Origin of the sequence: Rubeoparvulum massiliense (assembly GCF_001049895.1) — a bacterium.
Classification (GTDB): Bacteria; Bacillota; Bacilli; order Rubeoparvulales; family Rubeoparvulaceae; genus Rubeoparvulum; species Rubeoparvulum massiliense.
Genome location: NZ_CVPE01000004.1, coordinates 62,219 through 82,269 on the forward strand (window position 1 = coordinate 62,219; position 20,051 = coordinate 82,269).

Annotated in this window: 20 protein-coding genes; 4 read left to right on the top strand and 16 right to left on the bottom strand. The window is 42.4% G+C overall.

Features of this window, described 5'->3' with window-relative positions; translation table 11 throughout:
• From BN1691_RS02895 to BN1691_RS02905, 3 genes are all read right to left on the bottom strand, one after another.
• The gene (locus tag BN1691_RS02895) at positions 1 to 405 is read right to left on the bottom strand and encodes a GNAT family N-acetyltransferase (RefSeq protein WP_187116847.1); all 405 of its coding nucleotides are present in this window, start codon (positions 403 to 405) and stop codon (positions 1 to 3) included.
• A gap of 125 nt (positions 406 to 530) precedes the next feature.
• On the bottom strand, positions 531 to 1,208 hold the full coding sequence (locus BN1691_RS02900) for a WbqC family protein (RefSeq protein ID WP_048600753.1): 678 nt from the start codon (positions 1,206 to 1,208) through the stop codon (positions 531 to 533).
• Positions 1,209 to 1,212: 4 nt separating this feature from the next.
• Positions 1,213 to 2,112 carry a DUF2935 domain-containing protein gene (locus BN1691_RS02905; RefSeq protein WP_048600754.1) on the bottom strand — a complete coding sequence of 300 codons (900 nt, stop codon included), beginning with the start codon at positions 2,110 to 2,112 and terminating at the stop codon, positions 1,213 to 1,215.
• 241 nt (positions 2,113 to 2,353) lie between these two features.
• Between BN1691_RS02905 and BN1691_RS02910 the strand changes: the two genes are divergently transcribed.
• Positions 2,354 to 2,893 (top strand): hypothetical protein, encoded by a 540-nt coding sequence (locus BN1691_RS02910; protein WP_048601163.1) that lies wholly within the window; start codon positions 2,354 to 2,356, stop codon positions 2,891 to 2,893.
• Positions 2,894 to 2,923: 30 nt separating this feature from the next.
• Here BN1691_RS02910 and BN1691_RS02915 read toward each other — a convergent pair whose 3' ends face one another.
• The 7 genes from BN1691_RS02915 to BN1691_RS02945 all read right to left on the bottom strand — a co-directional run bounded on the left by BN1691_RS02915 (position 2,924) and on the right by BN1691_RS02945 (position 9,144).
• Positions 2,924 to 3,466: a hypothetical protein gene (locus BN1691_RS02915; protein ID WP_048600755.1), complete on the bottom strand. Its 543-nt coding sequence runs from the start codon at positions 3,464 to 3,466 to the stop codon at positions 2,924 to 2,926.
• 139 nt (positions 3,467 to 3,605) lie between these two features.
• Entirely contained in the window at positions 3,606 to 4,019 is a 414-nt protein-coding gene (locus BN1691_RS02920) for a DUF2871 domain-containing protein (protein WP_048600756.1), read from the bottom strand.
• Between the two features lie 112 nt (positions 4,020 to 4,131).
• Complete coding sequence (locus tag BN1691_RS02925) at positions 4,132 to 5,724, bottom strand: lysylphosphatidylglycerol synthase domain-containing protein (RefSeq protein ID WP_187116848.1); 1,593 nt, start codon at positions 5,722 to 5,724, stop codon at positions 4,132 to 4,134.
• 327 nt (positions 5,725 to 6,051) lie between these two features.
• Positions 6,052 to 6,459, bottom strand: a complete 408-nt coding sequence (locus tag BN1691_RS02930) for a VOC family protein (RefSeq protein WP_048600758.1) — start codon at positions 6,457 to 6,459, stop codon at positions 6,052 to 6,054.
• Positions 6,456 to 7,223, bottom strand: coding sequence for an energy-coupling factor ABC transporter ATP-binding protein (locus BN1691_RS02935; protein WP_048600759.1), 768 nt, complete (start codon positions 7,221 to 7,223; stop codon positions 6,456 to 6,458). Before BN1691_RS02935 ends, BN1691_RS02930 begins: the two co-directional genes overlap by 4 nt.
• Positions 7,220 to 8,032, bottom strand: a complete 813-nt coding sequence (gene cbiQ / locus BN1691_RS02940) for a cobalt ECF transporter T component CbiQ (protein ID WP_048600760.1) — start codon at positions 8,030 to 8,032, stop codon at positions 7,220 to 7,222. Before cbiQ ends, BN1691_RS02935 begins: the two co-directional genes overlap by 4 nt.
• A gap of 53 nt (positions 8,033 to 8,085) precedes the next feature.
• A complete protein-coding gene (locus BN1691_RS02945; RefSeq protein ID WP_048600761.1) occupies positions 8,086 to 9,144 on the bottom strand; it encodes an energy-coupling factor ABC transporter permease in 1,059 nt (352 codons plus the stop codon).
• 522 nt (positions 9,145 to 9,666) lie between these two features.
• On the opposite strand from BN1691_RS02945, the gene BN1691_RS02950 reads away from it, so the two are divergent.
• Positions 9,667 to 10,869 carry a dicarboxylate/amino acid:cation symporter gene (locus BN1691_RS02950; protein ID WP_147545601.1) on the top strand — a complete coding sequence of 401 codons (1,203 nt, stop codon included), beginning with the start codon at positions 9,667 to 9,669 and terminating at the stop codon, positions 10,867 to 10,869.
• 110 nt (positions 10,870 to 10,979) lie between these two features.
• Here the strand turns inward: BN1691_RS02950 and BN1691_RS02955 are convergent, their stop codons facing one another.
• The 3 genes from BN1691_RS02955 to BN1691_RS02965 are packed head-to-tail and all read right to left on the bottom strand — an operon-like array spanning position 10,980 to position 13,479.
• Complete coding sequence (locus tag BN1691_RS02955) at positions 10,980 to 11,777, bottom strand: ABC transporter permease subunit (protein ID WP_048600763.1); 798 nt, start codon at positions 11,775 to 11,777, stop codon at positions 10,980 to 10,982.
• A gap of 13 nt (positions 11,778 to 11,790) precedes the next feature.
• The gene (locus BN1691_RS02960; RefSeq protein ID WP_048600764.1) at positions 11,791 to 12,588 is read right to left on the bottom strand and encodes an ABC transporter permease; all 798 of its coding nucleotides are present in this window, start codon (positions 12,586 to 12,588) and stop codon (positions 11,791 to 11,793) included.
• A gap of 6 nt (positions 12,589 to 12,594) precedes the next feature.
• Positions 12,595 to 13,479, bottom strand: coding sequence for an ABC transporter ATP-binding protein (locus tag BN1691_RS02965; protein WP_048600765.1), 885 nt, complete (start codon positions 13,477 to 13,479; stop codon positions 12,595 to 12,597).
• Between the two features lie 222 nt (positions 13,480 to 13,701).
• On the opposite strand from BN1691_RS02965, the gene BN1691_RS02970 reads away from it, so the two are divergent.
• Both BN1691_RS02970 and BN1691_RS02975 read left to right on the top strand, forming a co-directional pair.
• Positions 13,702 to 15,423, top strand: coding sequence for a globin-coupled sensor protein (locus BN1691_RS02970; protein ID WP_048600766.1), 1,722 nt, complete (start codon positions 13,702 to 13,704; stop codon positions 15,421 to 15,423).
• A gap of 149 nt (positions 15,424 to 15,572) precedes the next feature.
• Complete coding sequence (locus BN1691_RS02975) at positions 15,573 to 16,766, top strand: NAD(P)/FAD-dependent oxidoreductase (protein ID WP_048600767.1); 1,194 nt, start codon at positions 15,573 to 15,575, stop codon at positions 16,764 to 16,766.
• A 68-nt stretch (positions 16,767 to 16,834) separates the two neighbouring features.
• Here the strand turns inward: BN1691_RS02975 and BN1691_RS02980 are convergent, their stop codons facing one another.
• The 3 genes from BN1691_RS02980 to BN1691_RS02990 all read right to left on the bottom strand — a co-directional run bounded on the left by BN1691_RS02980 (position 16,835) and on the right by BN1691_RS02990 (position 19,849).
• Positions 16,835 to 17,710: a radical SAM/SPASM domain-containing protein gene (locus BN1691_RS02980; protein WP_048600768.1), complete on the bottom strand. Its 876-nt coding sequence runs from the start codon at positions 17,708 to 17,710 to the stop codon at positions 16,835 to 16,837.
• Between the two features lie 18 nt (positions 17,711 to 17,728).
• Positions 17,729 to 18,400 (bottom strand): homocysteine S-methyltransferase family protein, encoded by a 672-nt coding sequence (locus tag BN1691_RS02985; RefSeq protein WP_076850089.1) that lies wholly within the window; start codon positions 18,398 to 18,400, stop codon positions 17,729 to 17,731.
• Between the two features lie 156 nt (positions 18,401 to 18,556).
• The gene (locus BN1691_RS02990; RefSeq protein ID WP_390621633.1) at positions 18,557 to 19,849 is read right to left on the bottom strand and encodes an MFS transporter; all 1,293 of its coding nucleotides are present in this window, start codon (positions 19,847 to 19,849) and stop codon (positions 18,557 to 18,559) included.
• Positions 19,850 to 20,051: the final 202 nt, after the last annotated feature.

Consider the following 20,051-nt stretch of genomic DNA (forward strand, 5'->3'; position numbering starts at 1 on the left):
TTACTTTCTCCGTTGATCTCCCATCTCCCGTGCCATCCAAAACCATGCCCCTTCTTCACCAATATGTTGAAACTTCATTCTGATGTAGAAACGAATGGCACCACTATTGATTTGCGCTACTTTTAGGGTGATTTTCGGGATCTGAGCTTCCATGACCTTTTGACAAAATGTCTGCATAAGTTTCTCTCCCAATCTCAGAGAGCGAAACTGGTAATCCACGATCAGCTTGTGGATATGAATGGAGTTTAACACCTCTTTATCGGATGCTAATAGATAACCGATAACCTGACCTCGATGAAGTAATGCTAAGGAATACTTCCACTTTCCAGGAAGTTCCATAAGAAATTGTGATTCAGCCCAGCATTCATCTGGGGTCTCCGCTGCAATCTGCATTATCCTCTCCATGTGCTTCCGCATAAAAGGTAAATCAATGACCTGAATCTTGTATTCTCCCATATCCATCACCTACAATTATCTTATGCAGGTGATGCATTACCGCTTGTTGATCCACCTAAGCTGACGAATTGAGCTTACTCTCTACCCTTACGGATTATCTCTAAAGAATCTGGACCACAATTAAAGAGAAGATCCAGCGCAGATAGACGGGGAAGGAAGCTTCCCCCTAGCTGCGGATATTCAGGATGAGAATATTTTTGTTGTATCAGTGTAATGCCTTGCCCCTGAAGGGCTTTAATATCCACGCGCTCACCCTCTTTCGAGAGAAACCTCTTCGCACCGAGATGTCCACAGAGCTTATGAATACGCTCACTACCTTGGCCAAAGGCTTGATCCATTTCTGAAGCAACAAGAATAGATGTTTGGATGCTAAAAGCTTCTTTCAGGATAAAAATCACATGAATATTGAGATCGGAAAGAAAAGTCCATTCATGTTGATAAATAGAATGGACGACGCCTTGATACTTCGACCAATATTTTGCTTTGCCATAGGAGGATTCAATACTCTTCCAATGCTGCTCCCGCCAGCTTTTCCGATTATCAATGTAGGTATTACGTAAGGTTTGATTGCTTGGACTGATGGGAACGTTTAAAGGTAATACACTTGAAGCTCTTTTAATCATCCCACGATGATTCCCACCTCTTCTATTTTGGTGAGCATCATCATCTAAAACAATGAGATCCACCTGATCCATACGATCAAAAAAGCTCAACCCAGGGAGATAGTCTGGCTGTTGAATCGTCACCTTCATTGTGTTACATTTCTCCCTTCATCTTCTGTTCTAGCCTTTCCTCTAACACATGAATCATATAGAGAAAATGCTCTGCCTCCCGTACCACATGGTCAGCTAGCAAGGGATCGATCACATTGCGAATCTGACAGGTCTTAATCAGTTCAAGCCCTGTTTTCTTAAAATCTCGTAACTCCTCCGTAGCGCTCTCGCTATCCTTATTCATCTTTCCAATGATGGGGTAGGTGGGTTTTTTATGCAGTAGCATCGATTCTACATCCCGCGCTTGATTCAATAGCACTTCAAAATCATCGCCAAATTTGCGAGCGGTAATCACCAAATTACGCTCTGATTGATCCAGTAAAGCTGAAATAAAGCGTGAATGCTCCATCATGATTCGGAGCCAGAATACATTCTCTTGAATGATCGCATCTTGAATCGGATCAAGGATACCCTGATTTAATTTTTGTAAGGTACCCATAAAGTACTCCGCTTCACGAGCAATATGATCCACCAACAAAGGGAAATTGAAGCCTAAAATTTTGCAATTAACAATCAGGATTAGCAGATTTCGCTTAAAATTACGGAAACCATATACCAATTGGATGCTATCTTCATTTAATTTCCGTACAAGTTGAACATTGGCAGGAGTTTGATGGGCTCGTCGCTCCTGCTGTTCGAAGTAATGAAAAAATCGCTCTGTCTCTTGAATCAATGTTTTGTCCTTTCGATTAAAGCCTTCGCCAAGAAAATACGCGTGTTCCTTCATGATTCGTAACCAGAATTGATTTTCGGATAGAGAACGCTGGATAAACATCGCTTCACTAACTGCTTCAGGAGAAGCAGCTTGTAGCTCAGGTGGTGCCAAAAGCGGATTCTGAACTTCCATGGCAAAATGCCCTGGTAATTGGCATTGATTCCACATGCAAAATCGCCCCTTTTTCTCGTTTTAATCCATCCTATTGGGGCAATCGCCTTAGGGTGCATGATGGACAAAAAATAGGCAAAGGATCTTCTTGAATTGTTTGCATTATTTATATACGATTGAAACAATAAATGGTTTATAATTACAGATATGGTTGAACCGCAGATCCATAGGATACATCATGGAATAATGAGATGGAAGGGAGCGAAGCAAGTTGAAGGTGGAAGAGATACCTTTTAATATGACCTATTACTTTGATGCCTCTCTCCGAGAGAGGCCTGTATCTTATGATGAAATGAGTAGTGGTGTTCAATTCTTGAAGGAACAACTCTCCATGTGTACCAAACATGAACAGTATATTCGCTTATGCGGTCTAATCGGTGTCTATTCCCGCATTTTAAACAACCCTAGTGAGAGTGAAGCCTTCCTCACCAAGGCGATCCAATCCTGTGAGCAGAGTAATGAACTTAAGACGATGTTTGCGAATCAACTACGCCTTGCCCATACCTATCATTGGAAAGAAGATTATCATAAGGCCAATCAACTCTTTCAGGAGTTAATCGATACATTAGATAATAATCCATCGTTGGAGCTCTATCGTGATTTTCTTTATCAACACTATGGTAAGTGTCGCCTTGATCAAGGTGATGTGGTTACAGCACGTTTTTACTTTCAACTAGCCCTTTCCATACGTAAACAGAAGGGTGATCTCGATCTCATCTCCTCCACAAAAAAGGCGATTCAATATTGTCAGGAAATGAAAAAACGGGTGAGCCAATAGCTGTTTCATTTGGCCTGTACCCGTTTTTTCCTATTTAAATTGTCGATAGACCCGTATATCATTCCCCTTCACTTCGATAAAACCTTGGGGGAGCTCCGCTCTCGCATCTGTGGTAGACTGAAGTAGCTTCGTCACGCCATCCTGAAGCTCTGGAGATGAATCAAGGGTTTTGATGATCGTAAAGAAGGTCTTCAAGCTCTCTGGATCACTTTTATCTGCTGTGATATCCAGATAAAGGCCTTGCTCAGAGCCCACCTTCCCTGAGATATTTTTCCCCGTAAAGCGGAAACCATCCTTTTCAATTTTAATTTTGTCTGCGTGCTCCTTCACCACATGATAGGCATTCTTTGTGGCATTCACGATACTCTCATTCATATGTAATTCCGATTGATAGTAAGCAAACACATCCTCAGCTGTAGGCTTGATATACTCGTCATAGGCATAAAAGGTAATGGCGAAGCCAACCACAATGATAATAATCGCCATCACGAGCTTGGTTACCATTTTTAACACGAGCAAAGCCAGAACGGCAAAAATGATAAACACGTAATACTGTTCAAGAAACTCAACCATTCAAGATCCTCCTATATGATGAATTGAATAATAGTATGGTATCATATTACATTCGATTCATCATCAATCTTTTCGATTAAAAAAAGTAGTCACCCCTATTTCATGGTGACTACTTAAGTATATGGTTCTTGGTGATGGCTTAAGCTACCTGCTGTTTGTTTTTCATCGCTTTACCTAGAATCACCATAAACCAGACCAGCGATGCACTAAGTACTACGTGGGCGGAACCAGCCATATGGTTGAGACCAGTCATGGTTGCACCTGTAACCTGATTCATTCCAATCCAGACCATCATCCCAACTGTAAAGAGAACACCGATATTGTAAATAATGTACCACGCATTGAAGCCACGTACTTCTGTGATCTTAAATTGCGCTGCCAGTAGCGTTGCTAGCATAAAGAAGAAAAAGCCTAATAGAAGCAGATGGGTATGAAGCACACCTAACTCAGTAATTCCCTGAAAGCTATTGATCTTGGTAAACTCCCTGTAAAATACACCTGCTACTAAGCCTAAGATCAGATAGAAGAATGTGGTCTTATATAATTTGCTCAATGTTATTACCTCCTCTAAGATGTCGATCTAACATTATGAACATCGTTCATTTATAACTATTCTAATATAGAAATAATAACATTGCAAGTGTGAAATCATGCAAAATTACATATCATTGCGACAAACGCTTCATGCTATAGTTAATCCTTTTAAATGTATAGTAAAGAAGGGAATAAACTACGAAAAAGAAACCTAGGCTGAGAAGATAGACCATAGCAATTTCTTTATAAGGTAGAGCTTCCACTAAGCCGTGCTGGATCTCAATCAAGGGGCGAATAAAGACATAGTAAATATAGTAGATTAACATGAGCAGTAGTGTTCCTTGCACAATTCTTTGCGCAGTAATGGTTCTACGTACCCGCGTAAATTTACTTTTTGACACAAGAAGTAAGAGCGTTAAACCAATAAACCAGATTAGAGAGAATGCTTTACCTCCCTCAAGAAGAACGATGGGTATTACCAATAGGATGGTATAGAGAACGGCATGGCGTGAACGTTTACTCCCATAAAAGATTCCTTTGGAATTCATCACTAAGATGATGGAGAGTGCTACTAAAAGTGCGTCTAAGCCAAGTCTGACCCATGATGGAAAATGCGCACAGATGGACATCTCCTCACCTGAATTAGGCATGAGCCCATAAACAAGTGATGTAATACTACAGATTACGGTCAATGTCATCATTACAATAAGAGAAAGCTTTCTTCTCATACCTTTTCTTCTATTAATGAAGGAGCGTGATTTTTCTAATCCCTGTTCAAATAGGGGTTGATCCTTTAATTTTGCATAGAAGCGTACCATCAATTCATAAGTGGCCAAAAGAATCCCAATTATAAAGGGGATTCCATAATAAACAGCCCGGTAAAGCATGAGACTGCTGAGGACGATTTCTGGTTGAATACCAACGGTTCCTAAACCAATAAGATAGGTAAGATCAAAGGTTCCCAAGCCTCCAGGTACCATACTAAGCAAGCCTGCTGCCGCAGACACAAAGAAGACTCCATATACCGTTAATAATGGTGCCTCACCATTGATAAGATAGAGTGCAAAGTAGGCTACCGTCGCTGCAGAGAACCATTCCATGATAGAGACAATGGTATACTTTACCGTAATGGCGAAGGAGGCCACTTCTTTTCCTTTATAATATGCGATCAGAAGATATGCCACTAAAAAGCAGAGTACCCCAATTTCGATCATCAACAACCAAGGCTTCGCCTCAAGTAGTGCCCGAACAGGAAATATATTCAGTAAAACAAAGATGGAACTAAAGGAGAGTCCACTTAACATGGCCAATGCCATCCAACCAATACCCTGCACAAGCTTTTTTTGATGCTTTGTCCCATCTCGATAGATGTACATCCGTAGCCCTGCACCTATAATTCCTCCGAAGCCCATCACACCATTTAAGGTATTGGCCATCCAAGAAACGCGAAATACCTTACCCAAGGGGAAATGTAGCTTTAATGAACGAGCGAGTAAATAATCATAATAAAACATGGTGGACACAGCAAACAAGCCTAGAATAATGCTCAAAACTAGGCTGTATGAAGGTAAACTCCACATCACATGGAAGGATTCTCGAAAGGAGATGGATGCAAGTTCATGTTTCCCATGATGGAAAATAAAGCCGATCACCAATAATGAAAAAGCGATTTTTAGCGATGAGCCCACCCATTTGATCTGCAACCAGCGTTTTAGTGTTGTCAAATTTAGGCTCCTTTCCAAGTACATTGAAGTAGTTCCATTATAGATGGTATCCTTCATTTCCTTCAAGGTCAACTTTTTTTCTCTCTTTCTAAGAACTCAAAAAATCCAGGTATTGAATCAAGAGCTTATCGTTTCGTAATTTCAATTAAACGAATTGTTAGCTCTTGTGCTAAGTCCTCACGATTTTGAAAGGATGTGTTCTTTAATGACTTTTTAATTTTGGAGAGAAACGATGCAAGCTGATGTACTCCATACGAGTCCCTATGACGACCAGTTTCTCTGATTCATTGGTAAGCTGGTCGTCAACTTATATTATTGATCGATATGCTATGCAAGTATCCCATTTTCACGTAACTCGATCTCTGTTCCCTCTGGCGCCTTCACCTTGCAAAGATATCCATCCTCAACCAGATAGATTGCCTCGCCATTTTTTTGCTTGAATGAGTAGCCTAATGCTTTGAGCCGTCTATACTCCCCCTGCAAATCATCCACGACAAAGCAGAGATGAACCATTCCCTGCTGCTTAGAGCTCCACGCTTCCAGAGCCTCTCCTGCCTTCGCCGTCTGCAGCTCAATGTAGATTGAATCGAGTTGGAGCCATGTATTATATGCACGCCCATGAAAGTTAGGTGTCTCCTTCACAATTTTGAACCCTAAGCCCTCGGTGTAAAAAGCTAAGGATTCCTCATACTGACTGGTCTGAATGCAAACATGATGGATAGAACGAATGGTCATGTGAGGTGCTCCTCCTTTCTGTTACAGATGGGGCAGCCCTGCATCCGTAGGGGTTTCTCAAGACCACAGGCCTCCAGTAATTCCTCATTAGACAAGATTTCTAAGGATGGACCATCAGCAACGATCCTACCATCCTTAACGATAATGGTTCTTTCACACAGATCGAGGACCATGTCTAGATCATGAGTGGTAATGATTTTGGTGTGAGAAAACCCTTGAAGTAACCTGATTAAGCGACGACGCGCCTGGGGATCCAACGCAGCAGAAGGTTCATCCATTACCAATATATCTGGTTCCATGGTGAGCACCGCTGCGATAGCCACCGCTCGTTTCTCTCCACCAGATAGCTTATATGGCGCCCGATCTTTTAAGTGAACAGCTCCTACTATTTCTAGGGCTCTTAAGACACGCTGCTCCACCTCTGGCTCGTCCACGCCATAATTACGTGGGCCAAAAGCCACATCATCATAGACTGTATTCATAAAAAGCTGATCATCGGGGTCTTGAAAGGTAAAGCCAATATGCTGGCGAATATAGGGCAGGGTTTTCTTCGTAACGCTGGTTCCTCCCACACTGATTTCGCCTTGGCTAGGTATTAAAATACCTACCAGTAGCTTCAATAATGTAGATTTCCCTGCACCATTGGCACCGACGATCGCCACTGCTTCCCCATGATGAATCATCAGGTTGATGCCATGAATCGCTTGATTACCATCAGGATAGGTATAGTATAACTTCTTCAATTCGACGTAATGATGACTCATTTAATCACCCCTATAATCACTGCACCGATCAGGGCAGGAAGATCATAAAGTCTAGCTAGGAAAAAGAATAAGATCCAACTCACCATATAAATCAAATCCTGATGATTCAATCCCTTAGTTCCTCCAGGATGATACTCACCCTGAAATCCTCGTAATACCATGGCCTGATAGACACGCATGGCTCGCTCATATGTTCGCAAGAGTAATTGTCCTGCTAATGAACCCCATACTTTAAGTTGAATCCCTTTTTGTCCAGGAGCTCGTAGCATGTAAGCATGATAAATGCGACCAGCTTCCTCGATTAGAACTGTAATATAGCGGTAGGTTAGCAGAAGCTGGAGGACAAAGATTTTCGGAACCTTGACCATCCGCAGCGCCAAGGCGAGACGATCCATCCCGGTGGTAGCGAGGAGTAGTAGTGCTGCCAAGACCGTCAGCCCACATTTGATAATTAATGAAAGAAAGGAGATCCATCCTCCTGTAATGGGAAGATCCCCCACGAGTAGTACAACATTTCGATCAAAGATGGGATTAAAGATCCCAATCCCAATGACAAAGGGTACTGCTACCAGCAGACGTTTCAGCATAGGGATGACAGGGATCTCTGCCAAGGCAAAGAGGAGAATTGGATAAAAGAGAAAGGGGAGTAGCTGACTAATCTCATACTTACTAAACGAGATCACCACAAAGATATAGGTAAGTGTAACCAGTAGCTTGCTTAACGGATGGATCTGATGAATCTTCGTCCGTTGATCAGCCATCTCATCCAAGAAGCGCATTTTATAAATCGATTCATGAATGTTTGCCATCATTCATCATACCTTATAATAGAATTTTGGCGGGGTCAGCTGCCCCGCCTCAGTTACATTGATATCGAATGAGTTGCTTTCTTTCTCCGCTTTACAAGGCGAAGGACGAGCCCCATTGCTACTGCTAAAAGTAGCGTTAACACTCCACCAACTACGCCAGATAAACTGGTTCCACTGCTCACAGCAGCGATGCTCTCCCCATCTTCGTTACTCTCTTCTACGATACCTTCTGATGATTTAAAACCATAGTCAGGTAGAATTGCTGTTTTTTCTTGAATCTTAGATAATGACTGATGTAGCTCACTGGTTGCTTCTAATTCATCGGTACCTGCTGTCTTAAGCATGGACCATTCTAAGCCATCAGGATTGCTAGAGGCAAACCAAGAGAGAACCCCGCCAGTAAACAATGTAACCACCGCTAATGTCACAAATACCCTTTTAATGGAAATGCCATGAAGCACTTTTCCTGTAGCTGCGTGCTCAATAATCTCTGGACGTGCTTGCCAGACAAAGGTAAGCACCGTAGCTGTAACAAGACCCTCTACTACACCAATGGCTAAGTGAATTGGTTGCATCAGCATCAGAAAGGTTCCAAATGGAAGCTCTGTTTTACCAGAGAAAAAAGTTTCTAGTACAACACTGAAGGCACCTAATTGAAGCGCAATCACCGCGGAGATCAATGAGCCCCAAAATAAACGTCCCTTTGTATAGCCCTTCCGAACAAGAGGCTTAAAGATCAGGGGATAGACAAGAAAACATGTATAAAACCCAAGATTAAAGATGTTACTCCCCAATGCCAAGAGTCCACCGTCAGCAAAGAAGAGTGCTTGGATGGTAAGGATGGCGGCCATGGTTAGAAAACCAGCATAGGGTCCTAAGAGAGCAGCGAGTAACATTCCTCCACCAAGGTGTCCACTGGAGCCTGTACCTGGAATGGCAAAATTAATCATCTGGGCAGCAAAAATAAATGCACCCATCACACCCATTAAAGGGATCTTTTTTTCATCCATCTCATGCTCAATCTTCTTAATTGAATAGGCTGCAATCCCTGCAGTAGCAACCCACATGGCTCCACCAACAGCTGGTGAAAGTAAGGCATCTGCCATATGCATCCAGATCCACCCCATCTTCTATATTCCATTTCATTACACATCTTATTCAAATTTTATGATAACACACTTCTATTTATTCGTGTTACCATAATTATTACTAATTTGTGTTATAAAGTGATAGGGTACCCCTACTTTGCTTATCTTAGGGATAAAGTCTCATTATTTAGTGGAAAACTTCCTCTTTTCCCCTTTTATCGATGATTTTTCGATATTTTATCAAATTCGCATTTTACATCCTGTAATCAAGATCCTTTAGGCAATTGAAGGGGGCAATCCTTAGGAATTTCAAGCGATTATGCCACATAGAAATAGATTGAATGTTCCATATTTTGGACATTTGTGCTGATTTATTCCCTTTTTCTAGTATTGCTATACGCGCGTTTTGACCCGTATACTAATGATAATAGTGAACATGGTTTCATTCCCGTGGAATCAGCAAACTTTACAGGCATCAAGATTTTTATGATTCTTAGCCTAAGCAACTTTGTAAGCGTTTACCAACTAAGAAATAGGAGGGATATGATGAAAATAAGGGGTAACTTACTAACCCAAATCTTAATTGCATTTATTCTAGCAATTATCCTTGGTGTCATTTTTGGTAATTCAGTCGCAGTGCTAAAGCCTCTAGGCGACCTCTTTTTACGCCTCATCAAATTTATTATTGCACCACTGGTTTTTACTACACTAGTTGTAGGTGTAGGAAGCATTGGTGACCCGAAGCAGCTTGGGAGAATCGGCATTAAAACTATTTCATATTATTTATTAACCACTGGTGTCGCCATTATCATAGGACTTGCTGTTGCTTTCTTAATTTCACCTGGTAAGGGTGTCGATCTTACCATGGAGCATCAAGACCTAACGGTCACTGAACCAACAAGTATTCTTGATACATTCCTTAACATTGTTCCTACCAATCCTTTCGCAGCACTCGCAGAAGGGAATATCCTACAGATTATTTTCTTCGCCCTCTTTGTTGGCCTCGCCATCACATTTGTTGGCAAAAAAGCAGAGCCTGTCTACAATTTCTTCGAAGGATTTGCTGAAGTAATGTACAAAATCACCGGTATTGTTATGAAAGTAGCCCCTCTCGGTATTTTAGGTTTAGTTGCACCAATCATTGGTGGGTATGGCCTCTCCGTACTAATGCCACTGCTAAAGGTCATTATTGCTGTTGCATTAGGATGTATTCTTCATGCAGTGCTTGTCTATTCAACCGCTGTAAAAACTTTTGCAAAAATGAGTCCTTTCCGCTTTTTCAAAGGAATCTCGCCAGCAGCGCTCGTTGCATTTAGTACAGCAAGCAGTGCTGGAACATTACCAGTTACGATTAAAAATACGCAGGAAAACCTGGGTGTCTCTAATAAAATCAGTAGCTTTGTTCTACCCCTTGGCGCAACCATTAATATGGATGGAACAGCCATCTATCAAGGTGTCGCCGTCATTTTTATCGCTCAATTCTTTGGCTTAGATTTAACCTTTATGCAGTTAGTCACTGTCGTTTTAACCACGATTTTAGCATCCATTGGTACAGCTGGTGTACCAGGTGCAGGGTTGATCATGCTAACCATGGTCTTATCCTCCGTTAATATTCCACTTGAAGGCATTGCCTTAATTGCAGGGATCGATCGGATTCTCGATATGTTCCGTACAACCGTTAATATTGTAGGCGATGCATCTGCTGCAGTAGTCGTAGCAGGTACAGAAGGTGAACTAGATAAGGAATAGAATTGGATAAGAAATAAAAAATAGACAGATTAAAAATGGCCCATCGCTCATGCTGTTTTAGCACTCGCGATGGGCCATTCCTACGATCTATTCCTATGATCTACAAAGACTTAGAGATGCAGATCCCTTCGCTGATATCCCCAAAATGTTGCACCGATAAATATCGTGGAGAGTACCAATGAAATCGTTACAAAGATGGGATCACCGTCTCCACCATTTAGCAAATCCTGTGCCTCGAAGTATTTAAAGGGAGTGAAATATTGTAATGGCTCGAGCTTTGCATTGAGGTCAATAAAAATTGCGAGTAGAAAAGTGATTAGCAATACAACTGTTGCCATCGCTTGTGCTGTTTTAGGATTTTTAGAGATAGCTGCAAGCACTGCTCCTAAAGATAGAAAAAGCACCTGCAGAATGAAGAGTCCACCCATTAAAATCAGAATATCCCCCGTTAAATCTTCATCTCCTGCCACTTGATTACAGATCAGGATGGAAGAAAGCAGCGTTACCCCATTCAAAATCACCAGATTCAGAAATGCTGCCACAAGCTTGAAGCGAAGCACTCTTGCTCGTGAAACTGGTTTAGTAAAGAGAAACTCGGCGGTTTTATCCAGCTCTTCCTTCGCAATCATGCTAGCACCCAGCATCACACTATGGATGGTGGCGATTAAGAGCAGGTACTGGTATAGAACACCATAAAAGCCACTGGCTTTGGATAAATCAAAAACACCAACGCCCATCACGACCTGAAGTGCTTTTGGAATTTGCGAGACGAATTCATTGATCGCTTGCCCTGAGATGGGCATGGCTGCATACTTCCCCATACTGATCAGTACCATAAGAACCATCCCTACGGACCAGAAGATTAATGATCTTAGGTTGGCCTTCATTTCTCTCATCACAATATTCATCATTCCACCTCCCTTAGGCTGAATGAATATCTTTCTTACTGAAGAGTAGGTAACTTCCTGTAATCATAAGTGTAATAAGGATGATTTCCAGTAGTAGAAAGGTACTTTCATAGGTTGAATATTGGATTATGGACTGCACATTAAAATAGTCAAAAGGAGAAAAATAACGAAGCTTTTCATCTCTTAAAACAGAAACAAGCATACTCAACATAAAAAATCCAGAAACCGTTCCCATGGAGACCATTAGTACAGACTTAATTCTTGGAGCAAGGATAGCAATCAAGATCCCCAAGGCACTAAAGAGCAGCTGCACAAAGAGCAGTGTCAAGGATACCAATAAAAATGTAGTGTATTGAAATGCGGATGTACTAATAATTAGAGCGGATATACTTGCCACCAGAATATAGATAATGTTCGTGAGAAGGAGTAGCATGAGAACCGCAGCGATTTTAGCACTTAACACGCTGCTACGACTGATGGGTTTCGTAAGAAGAAAGTCAGCTGTGTGATGACTTGTTTCTTTGGAAATAACAGAGATACCCAGATTCATCGCTTGAATCGCTCCACAGAGCATAATATAGCTAAAAATATATCCATAGAATCCTAAGAAAGAGAAGATGGTTTGGAGATCCACCCCAAATGCAGCCAAGAACCCTTGGGGAAATCCTTGTAACAATGTTTTTACGACCTCCGCATTTTCAGCATAGATAGGGAAGAAGGATAAGAAGAGAATAATGAGTAATGATAAGGAGAGCACCCAAATCCCTGTGGATTTCCCATAGGTCTTCAATTCATGGAGAAAGAGGTTCATCTCTGCTCAATCCTCCTTCTCGTAATAATGCATAAAGATTTCCTCAAGGTCCGGCTCCTCGATGATCAGATTGGTAAGCTCTATGTTAGCAAGCTTATTGATCATCACGTTAATATTTCCTTTAAAAATAAAGCTAGTAGCATACCCCTTAACTTCAAGCTGGTTTACCCCATCCATAGTAAAATAGGCTGGATCTACAGGAGCATGTGATTCAACGGAAATCCTCTTATAGGCATCCACCCGTAGTTTGCTGATCTGCTCGACCTTCAGGATTCTCCCTTCTTTAATAATGGCTACCCGATCACAGAGCTTTTGCACCTCACGCAAGATATGTGATGAGAAGAAGATGGTAACACCCTTTTCATTTTCCGCCTTTAAGAGCTCGAAAAATTTCTGTTGTATCAACGGATCCAATCCGCTTGTAGGCTCATCAAGAATAATTAGCTTCGGTTCATGTAATAAGCCCTGGATAATACCCACCTTCTTTTTATTGCCAAAGGAAAGGTCAGCGATTTTTTGCTTCAAATCTAGCTGCAATAGATCCGCCAATTCATAGATCCGTGCAGAGCAATTCTTTTTGTAGAATGAAGCAGAATATTTTAATAGTTCTAGTACCTTCATATTGTCATAATAGAAGACTTCGGACGGGAGGTAGCCTACTTCCTTAAGAATTTCTGGGCCCTTCGTCGCTACATCCATGCCAAAGATTGTTGCACTACCACTGGTTGGATGGAGCAAGGAGAGTAAGGTACGGATCGTTGTGGACTTTCCTGCACCATTGGGTCCGATAAATCCAAAGATCTCTCCCTCTTCCACCTGAAAGCTTACATCCTCAATTCCCCTCGATTTTCCAAATGTTTTGGTAAGATGATGCACCTCGATCACATTCATGCTTACACCCCCAATATAAAGAATTTCTTATCCTCTAAATACGCGTTTAGATTCATCATTTCCTCTTTATAATCACATAAACCGCTAGTTTCTTTCTCTTCATGAATTAATACCAATTCTAAGATAAATCACAGCATTCCATTTAGGGAATTATTTCACATTATGGTACATTGTCCCCATTCGTGCTAAGATGAAACTAATACCAAATATGGAGGTGACCATGTGAAGACTAGAACTTTTAGACCACAAATTACTTCGCAAGAGCTGTTACGCAAAGGAACCGACTTTCAATTTGAAGGCCGTTTTCAAGAGACGCTAGCGTATAACCATTTTAGACAAGAAGACTTTAAACGCTTAGGTGAAGTGGCAGCCTATCTAGAAGAGTCCTTTCATGAAGCGATCCAGCTACTTCACAGCCAATTCGTTGAATTAAGAACAGGAAATAATGAACCACCTTCTTTGGAGACCGTCGAAGCCTATATCCGTACATTCTTCTTCGAGGAAAGAACACAAGCCTATGTGGATAAGACGATGGTCTTCTTCAATCAGCTTCGAAAAAATAATTACCATATTGGGAAATTACTTGTCGCATTTAATCAGCTTAATTTCTTCTTCACCATTAAGCTTTTATCCAAGAAGGCTTTGAGCCCCCATACCTGCCTTCGTCTGATGGAAAGCCTCCAACGGGCCATGAACATCGAACAGGAGGTTCTGATCGAAGTATACACCGAGAAGCTGATGGAGGATACCGCCGTAGGAATCACTTCTATTATGGAGAAAAACGCAGAGATCATGTTCATTCGAGACTTGCTCAAAAAAATGGAGGAGCAAAGTGAAGAAGCGCAGACCATCTCTGCTTCTACAGAAGAGATGACCGCTTCCATCGCTGAGGTGGCGAGTAATGCTGTGTCTGTAGCTGAACGGACCGAGGATGCTGTTAAGAAAGCAGAACAAGGAAGAATGGTGATTACTGCCGCTCTCGATGAGATTGTATTGACGGATAAAACCTTTCAACAGATTGTTGAACACTTTGATCGCCTAAAACAAGATATTTCACGAATCCAAGATGTAGTTCAGTTAATCCATGGAATCGCTGATCAGACCAATCTCCTTGCTCTCAATGCATCTATTGAGGCAGCAAGAGCAGGAGAACATGGGAGAGGCTTCGCTGTAGTGGCTAGTGAGGTTCGAAAATTGGCAGAGAATACGGTAGAATCTCTCAAGGAAGTGAATAAGAATGTCAATAACCTTGAGACATTTTCCCAGGAAATGTCGGAGTCCATTAACCTCACCACCAACATTATTCAGCAAGGGGTCCATAAGGCTAGTGAAGCAGTACCCATTCTTGAAGAGATCGTTACAGATGTAGAAAGAATCAGTGTAGCGACTACAAGTACAGCTGCTTCTGCACAAGAACAGGCTGCAGCCGTAGATGATGTTGCCCAACGTATGGTGCAAATCACTGATCTATCTGAACAAGTGAAGGCGTTAGGCAATAATACTGGAGTAGCCGTACATGATCTCGGAAAATTAACCGAAGCACTACGAAACATGCTATTTTCCAAGAATATTCACCTATCCACCCGCTCCATGCTTTTATTATCGAAGACCGATCATATCCTGTGGAAGTGGCGTATTTATAATATGCTTCTTGGCTTTGAACAAGTACGTCCAGAAGATGTACTCTCCCATAAAGAGTGTCGCTTAGGAAAATGGTACTTCGATGCAAGTACCAGCAAACGGCTAAGTACCTACGAGGATTATCAATTACTTGATGAACCTCATCATCAGGTTCATCAATATGCGAAGCAAGCTGCTGAAGCCTACGCACGCAGGGACATGCAGGATGCAGAAAAGCAACTAGCCTTATTAGATCAGGCATCTAAGCAAGTATTGAACCATATTGACCGCTTACTTCACCTCCTTGAACAAAGCAGAGCTTAGAATAGACCCTAAGTGTGTCTAATTATGTAATATTTTTTGTCGAAATTGATAACTTTTGCTTGTACCCCGCGGGGTAAACGTTTACAATAGAATTGACAACATTGTTACAAAGATTTAAAGAATGAGAGATTACTTGGGGGAGTGATAGCATGTCTGAACAAACATTCAAGGTGGTCATTGTAGGTGGAGGAACTGCAGGGATTACCGTAGCTGCTCAGTTGGCACGAAAAATGTCACCACAGCAAATCGCGGTGATCGATCCAGCAGAGAATCACTACTATCAACCATTATGGACGCTGGTTGGCGCTGGAGTCATGCCGAAAGAAAAGACAGTCCATACCGAAAAATCCGTCATTCCAAAGGGTGTTCATTGGATTCAAGAGGCGGTTACCTCATTTGCACCAGAAGAGAACTATGTGATGACCGATCGTCAAACCAAGGTAAACTACGAGTACTTAGTCGTAGCTCCTGGAATCAAGTTGAATTGGGATGGTATCAAAGGACTTAAAGAATCCATAGGGAAAAATGGCGTTGTCTCTAACTATTCCTACGATACGGTAGATAGCACATGGCAAGCCCTTCAAAATATTAAAGGCGGTAATGTGATCTTTACCCAACCGACTACTCCCATTAAATGTGGTGGAGCACCACAGAAGATTATGTATCTGACAGAAGATTATCTTCGCAAGCATAACCTTCGGGATAAGGTCAATATTAGCTTCTACACACCTGCAGGCAAAATTTTTCCAGTCAAAAAATATGAAGATGCTATCAACGAGATGATTGAACGGAGAGGCATCCAGCGAAAATTCCAGTATAATCTAATCGAAATCATTGGCAATGAAAAGAAAGCTATCTTTGAAAATCTCACAACGGGTGAAACGGAAACGGTTTCCTATGAGATGATTCACGTTACACCACCCATGAGCGCTCCCGACTTTATTAAGGAGAGTCCACTGGTTGATGCTTCTGGATTGGTGGAAGTGGATAAGCACACACTTCAACATACACGTTATGCCAACATCTTCAGCCTTGGTGACGTAATTAATACAGGTACACCTACGAAGAATGGTGCTGCAGTAAGAAAGCAAGCGCCTGTTGTCGTCGCTAATCTGCTTAACGCCATGAAGGGACAACCTATTACCACTCAATATGAAGGCTATGGCTCTTGCCCACTTGTAACTGGCTATGGTCGACTTATGCTCATCGAATTTGATTATAGCATGCAACCAAAGGAATCCTTCCCCTTCAATCAAGCGAAAGAACGGCTCAGCATGTATTTACTCAAGCGTTATCTCTTGCCAGCCATGTACTGGAAGGGTATGTTAAAGGGACGGGCCTAGTTACATATTATTATCCAATTATAATAGAACACAGACTCCGCTCTACTTTAAGAGCAAGTCTGTGTTTTTTATTGACCAAAACGCTTGCGATACCCACATCTCTTACATAATTCCTCCATCGCTTCGCGGCGGGAGAAGCCATCATATAGTCGATTGGCTCGTTCACTCTCGATAATTTGGGAGAATGAAGTCTCATGGATATTTCCTAAATTGATAATCCCCTCCCCATCGAGACAGCAGGGAACCACCGAACCATCCACAAGAATCCCTGCTTGATTGCGTAGTCCATGACAAAAGCCTTTGCCATCATCAGCTGGCGCGAATAAGCTGGGCCATTCAAAACGATGATCCTGATTTAAAAAGATGCCCTCTGCTACCTTCACACCGCTACCGGGGACCACCGTCTCTTCGATTTTATAATCCAAGCCAAACTCCTGCTCTAGAATGGCCAAGGTCTCCCGATTCCTTTGCTTTTGCTGGTTCGTGGCATTGTCTTGATCGAGATTCCATAGTCTTAATGAGATTATTACCCCCTGCGCAGCCGCCTCACGGACAAAGGTAAAAATATTGGCTAGATATTGCTCACGATCAGTGGACCCCTCATTCCCATCAAAGCTATGCAAGGAGAAGTTCATTTGTCGCAGAGCAGGCTTCCCCAGCAGCTTATGCTTCGTCTTCTGAATCAAGGTTCCGTTAGTCGTAATATTCACCTTAAAACCTTGCTCATGGCTAGCATCCAAGAATTGATCCAGCTTCGGATGGAGGAGGGGCTCACCCTTCACATGAAGATAGATATATTTCGTGTGGGGTTTAATTTGCACTAAGATCTGCTGAAATGTATCCAGCTTCATAAATTCTGCTTGCCTCTCAGTCTGTGGACAGAAATGGCAGGCAAGATTACAAACACTGGTGATTTCGATATAGATCTTTTTGAATGTCTTCATAGGCGATGCCTCCTGCAATCACTTTTTCCCAAGTCCAATTGCCAACTTATCAATATATGCTGGCGTGGTTCCACAGCAGCCTCCTACAATGGATAAGTGGTAATGGCGGTGTAATTCCAGCACCCGCGCCACGAGCTGATTCATCTCCATCTGGTAGCAACCATGTTCATCTGGTAAGCCCGCATTAGGAATGAGTGCAATTCGTTCTTGTGGCAACTGATCAAATACTCTCTCCATTGTATCCAAGGAATGTCCACATGAAAAGCCGATCACCTCAGGAGCAAGAGCAGCCTTCACCTCGTTTAAAAAATGGGTAATAGGGATGCCATTGATATACGCTGGATCAGGATAGATAGGTACCGTAAGGATGATGGGGAGCCGCTTCGGTGCTTGCTGTTGAATTCGTCCAAGCGCCGCCACCGTCGGTAGATGAAAGGCACTCTCGATGATGAATAGATCAGGCTCTGCTCTCAGTAAAGCGGAATACTGTGCCTCATAGAATTGAGCGATCTCTTCAATACTCTTGTGCTGTAGATACTTTTCTGGAAATGGGAGCGGTCCAAGATTGGCAGCAACATACGCCCTTTTCCCCGTCTGTTTCAAATGTTCGTCTACAGCAGAACGCGCAATCTCCACGCCACGGGTGTTCTGCTCCACCAATTCTTCTTCCCTTCCATACAACTGGAGCATGAGGCGATTGGCAGTAAAGGTATTGGTAGTTAGAATCTCTGCACCTGGAGGCGCTTCATTAACTCAGAACCCATGGCACCATCTAAGAGCAACGGGGTTTTTGCTTCTAATGCTTCGAGCATAATAGGAATTCTCCTTTTTCAAGGGGCCAGACTCTTAGTTCAACACCTTCCCCTTGGTTTCTGGAATACATAGTAACATAATAAGTAGCCCAATGGGATAGATGAGGAAGATTAAGGACATGGCACCAAAAAGGCCACCTTGTGTTGCAAGCAATCCAATAATGACAGGTCCAAAGCCAGCTAATCCACGACCTGTTCCGAAAATAAAATTTTCTGCAGTCGAACGTGCTTCTGCAGGATAGTTTTCAGCTAAGATGGCGCCAAAGCCGCCCATCATTCCATTGGCGAAGAAACCAAGCATAGCGCTTCCCCATAATAAGAAGGTCTCATCCTTGAGCAGGAAGAAGTAGATTAAGCAAGCTATAGTACCACCAATATAGTAGAGCGTAAATGTTTTCCGACGTCCAATTCGATCAGCGAGGATGCCAAAGGATGCAATACCAAGGAGCATTCCAATAGTTGAGATAAACATCCAACCGCTCGCCTTCGCCAATGTATAGCCGTATTTCTCAGCAAGAATGGTGGGCATCCATGTGAAGATCCCGTAGTATCCAAAGTTTTGAATAAACGACATCGAGATAAGACCAATGGTGGTGACTGTAATTCTTCGATTTTCAAATAGCTTCTTCAAAGGGAACTTCTTCATGCTGGCTAATTGTCTTGCTTCTTCGGCAGTTAAGCTTCCTTGCTCTGCTTTCTGCTGTAACGCCTTTTTCATCTGATTCTTCTGTTCCCATAGCTTAGGCTCTGTTAAACTTTTACGAACATAGACGGCTAACAACGCGGGGATTAATCCGAATAAGAAGACCGCTCTCCAGCCATAATGGGGGACTACCAAGGCCGGTAGAACCGCCGCAGCCAGCACGCCCAATTGCCAACCCAGCGCAACCACTGAGGTTGCTTTGGCGCGCATCTCCTTTGACCAGGTTTCCGTGACGATGGCCATCCCAATCCCAAATTCCCCACCAACGCCCATCCCTACTAGAAAGCGAAGAACCAGGAGCTGCCAATAATTTGTTGTAAAGTAAATCAAGGCGGTTGCTATAGCGAATAATAGAATAGTAATGGCCATGACACGAATTCGTCCAAATACATCTGCGAGAAAGCCAAAGAGATAAGATCCAACTAGCATCCCAATGGTTGTGGCTAGGACCAGGTTGCCACCTTCCACTGGCGATAAGCTAAAATCACTCAAGATATAGACCATGACAAAGGAGAGTAAAAGCATATCAAATCCCTCAGCGGCATAGCCGAGTACAGATCCCAATAAGGTTTTATACCTTTTTGATTTTGACTCCACGATAACTTCTGGTGCATCCATTGACATATCCAACATAATTCCTCCCCTGATTACACACAGTCGCACTTGCGATGGAAGGCGATAGAAAAATCGCAAAAAAGCCTTCTTACCTCAAAGGCAAGAAGGCTATCTAAGCATACTGATCCGCAGTAAATATACGACGAGCTACACAAGCTGCTTATCTACGCTTCCTTCTCAACCTCACAGGATTGATTTAAAGGACTGTTGT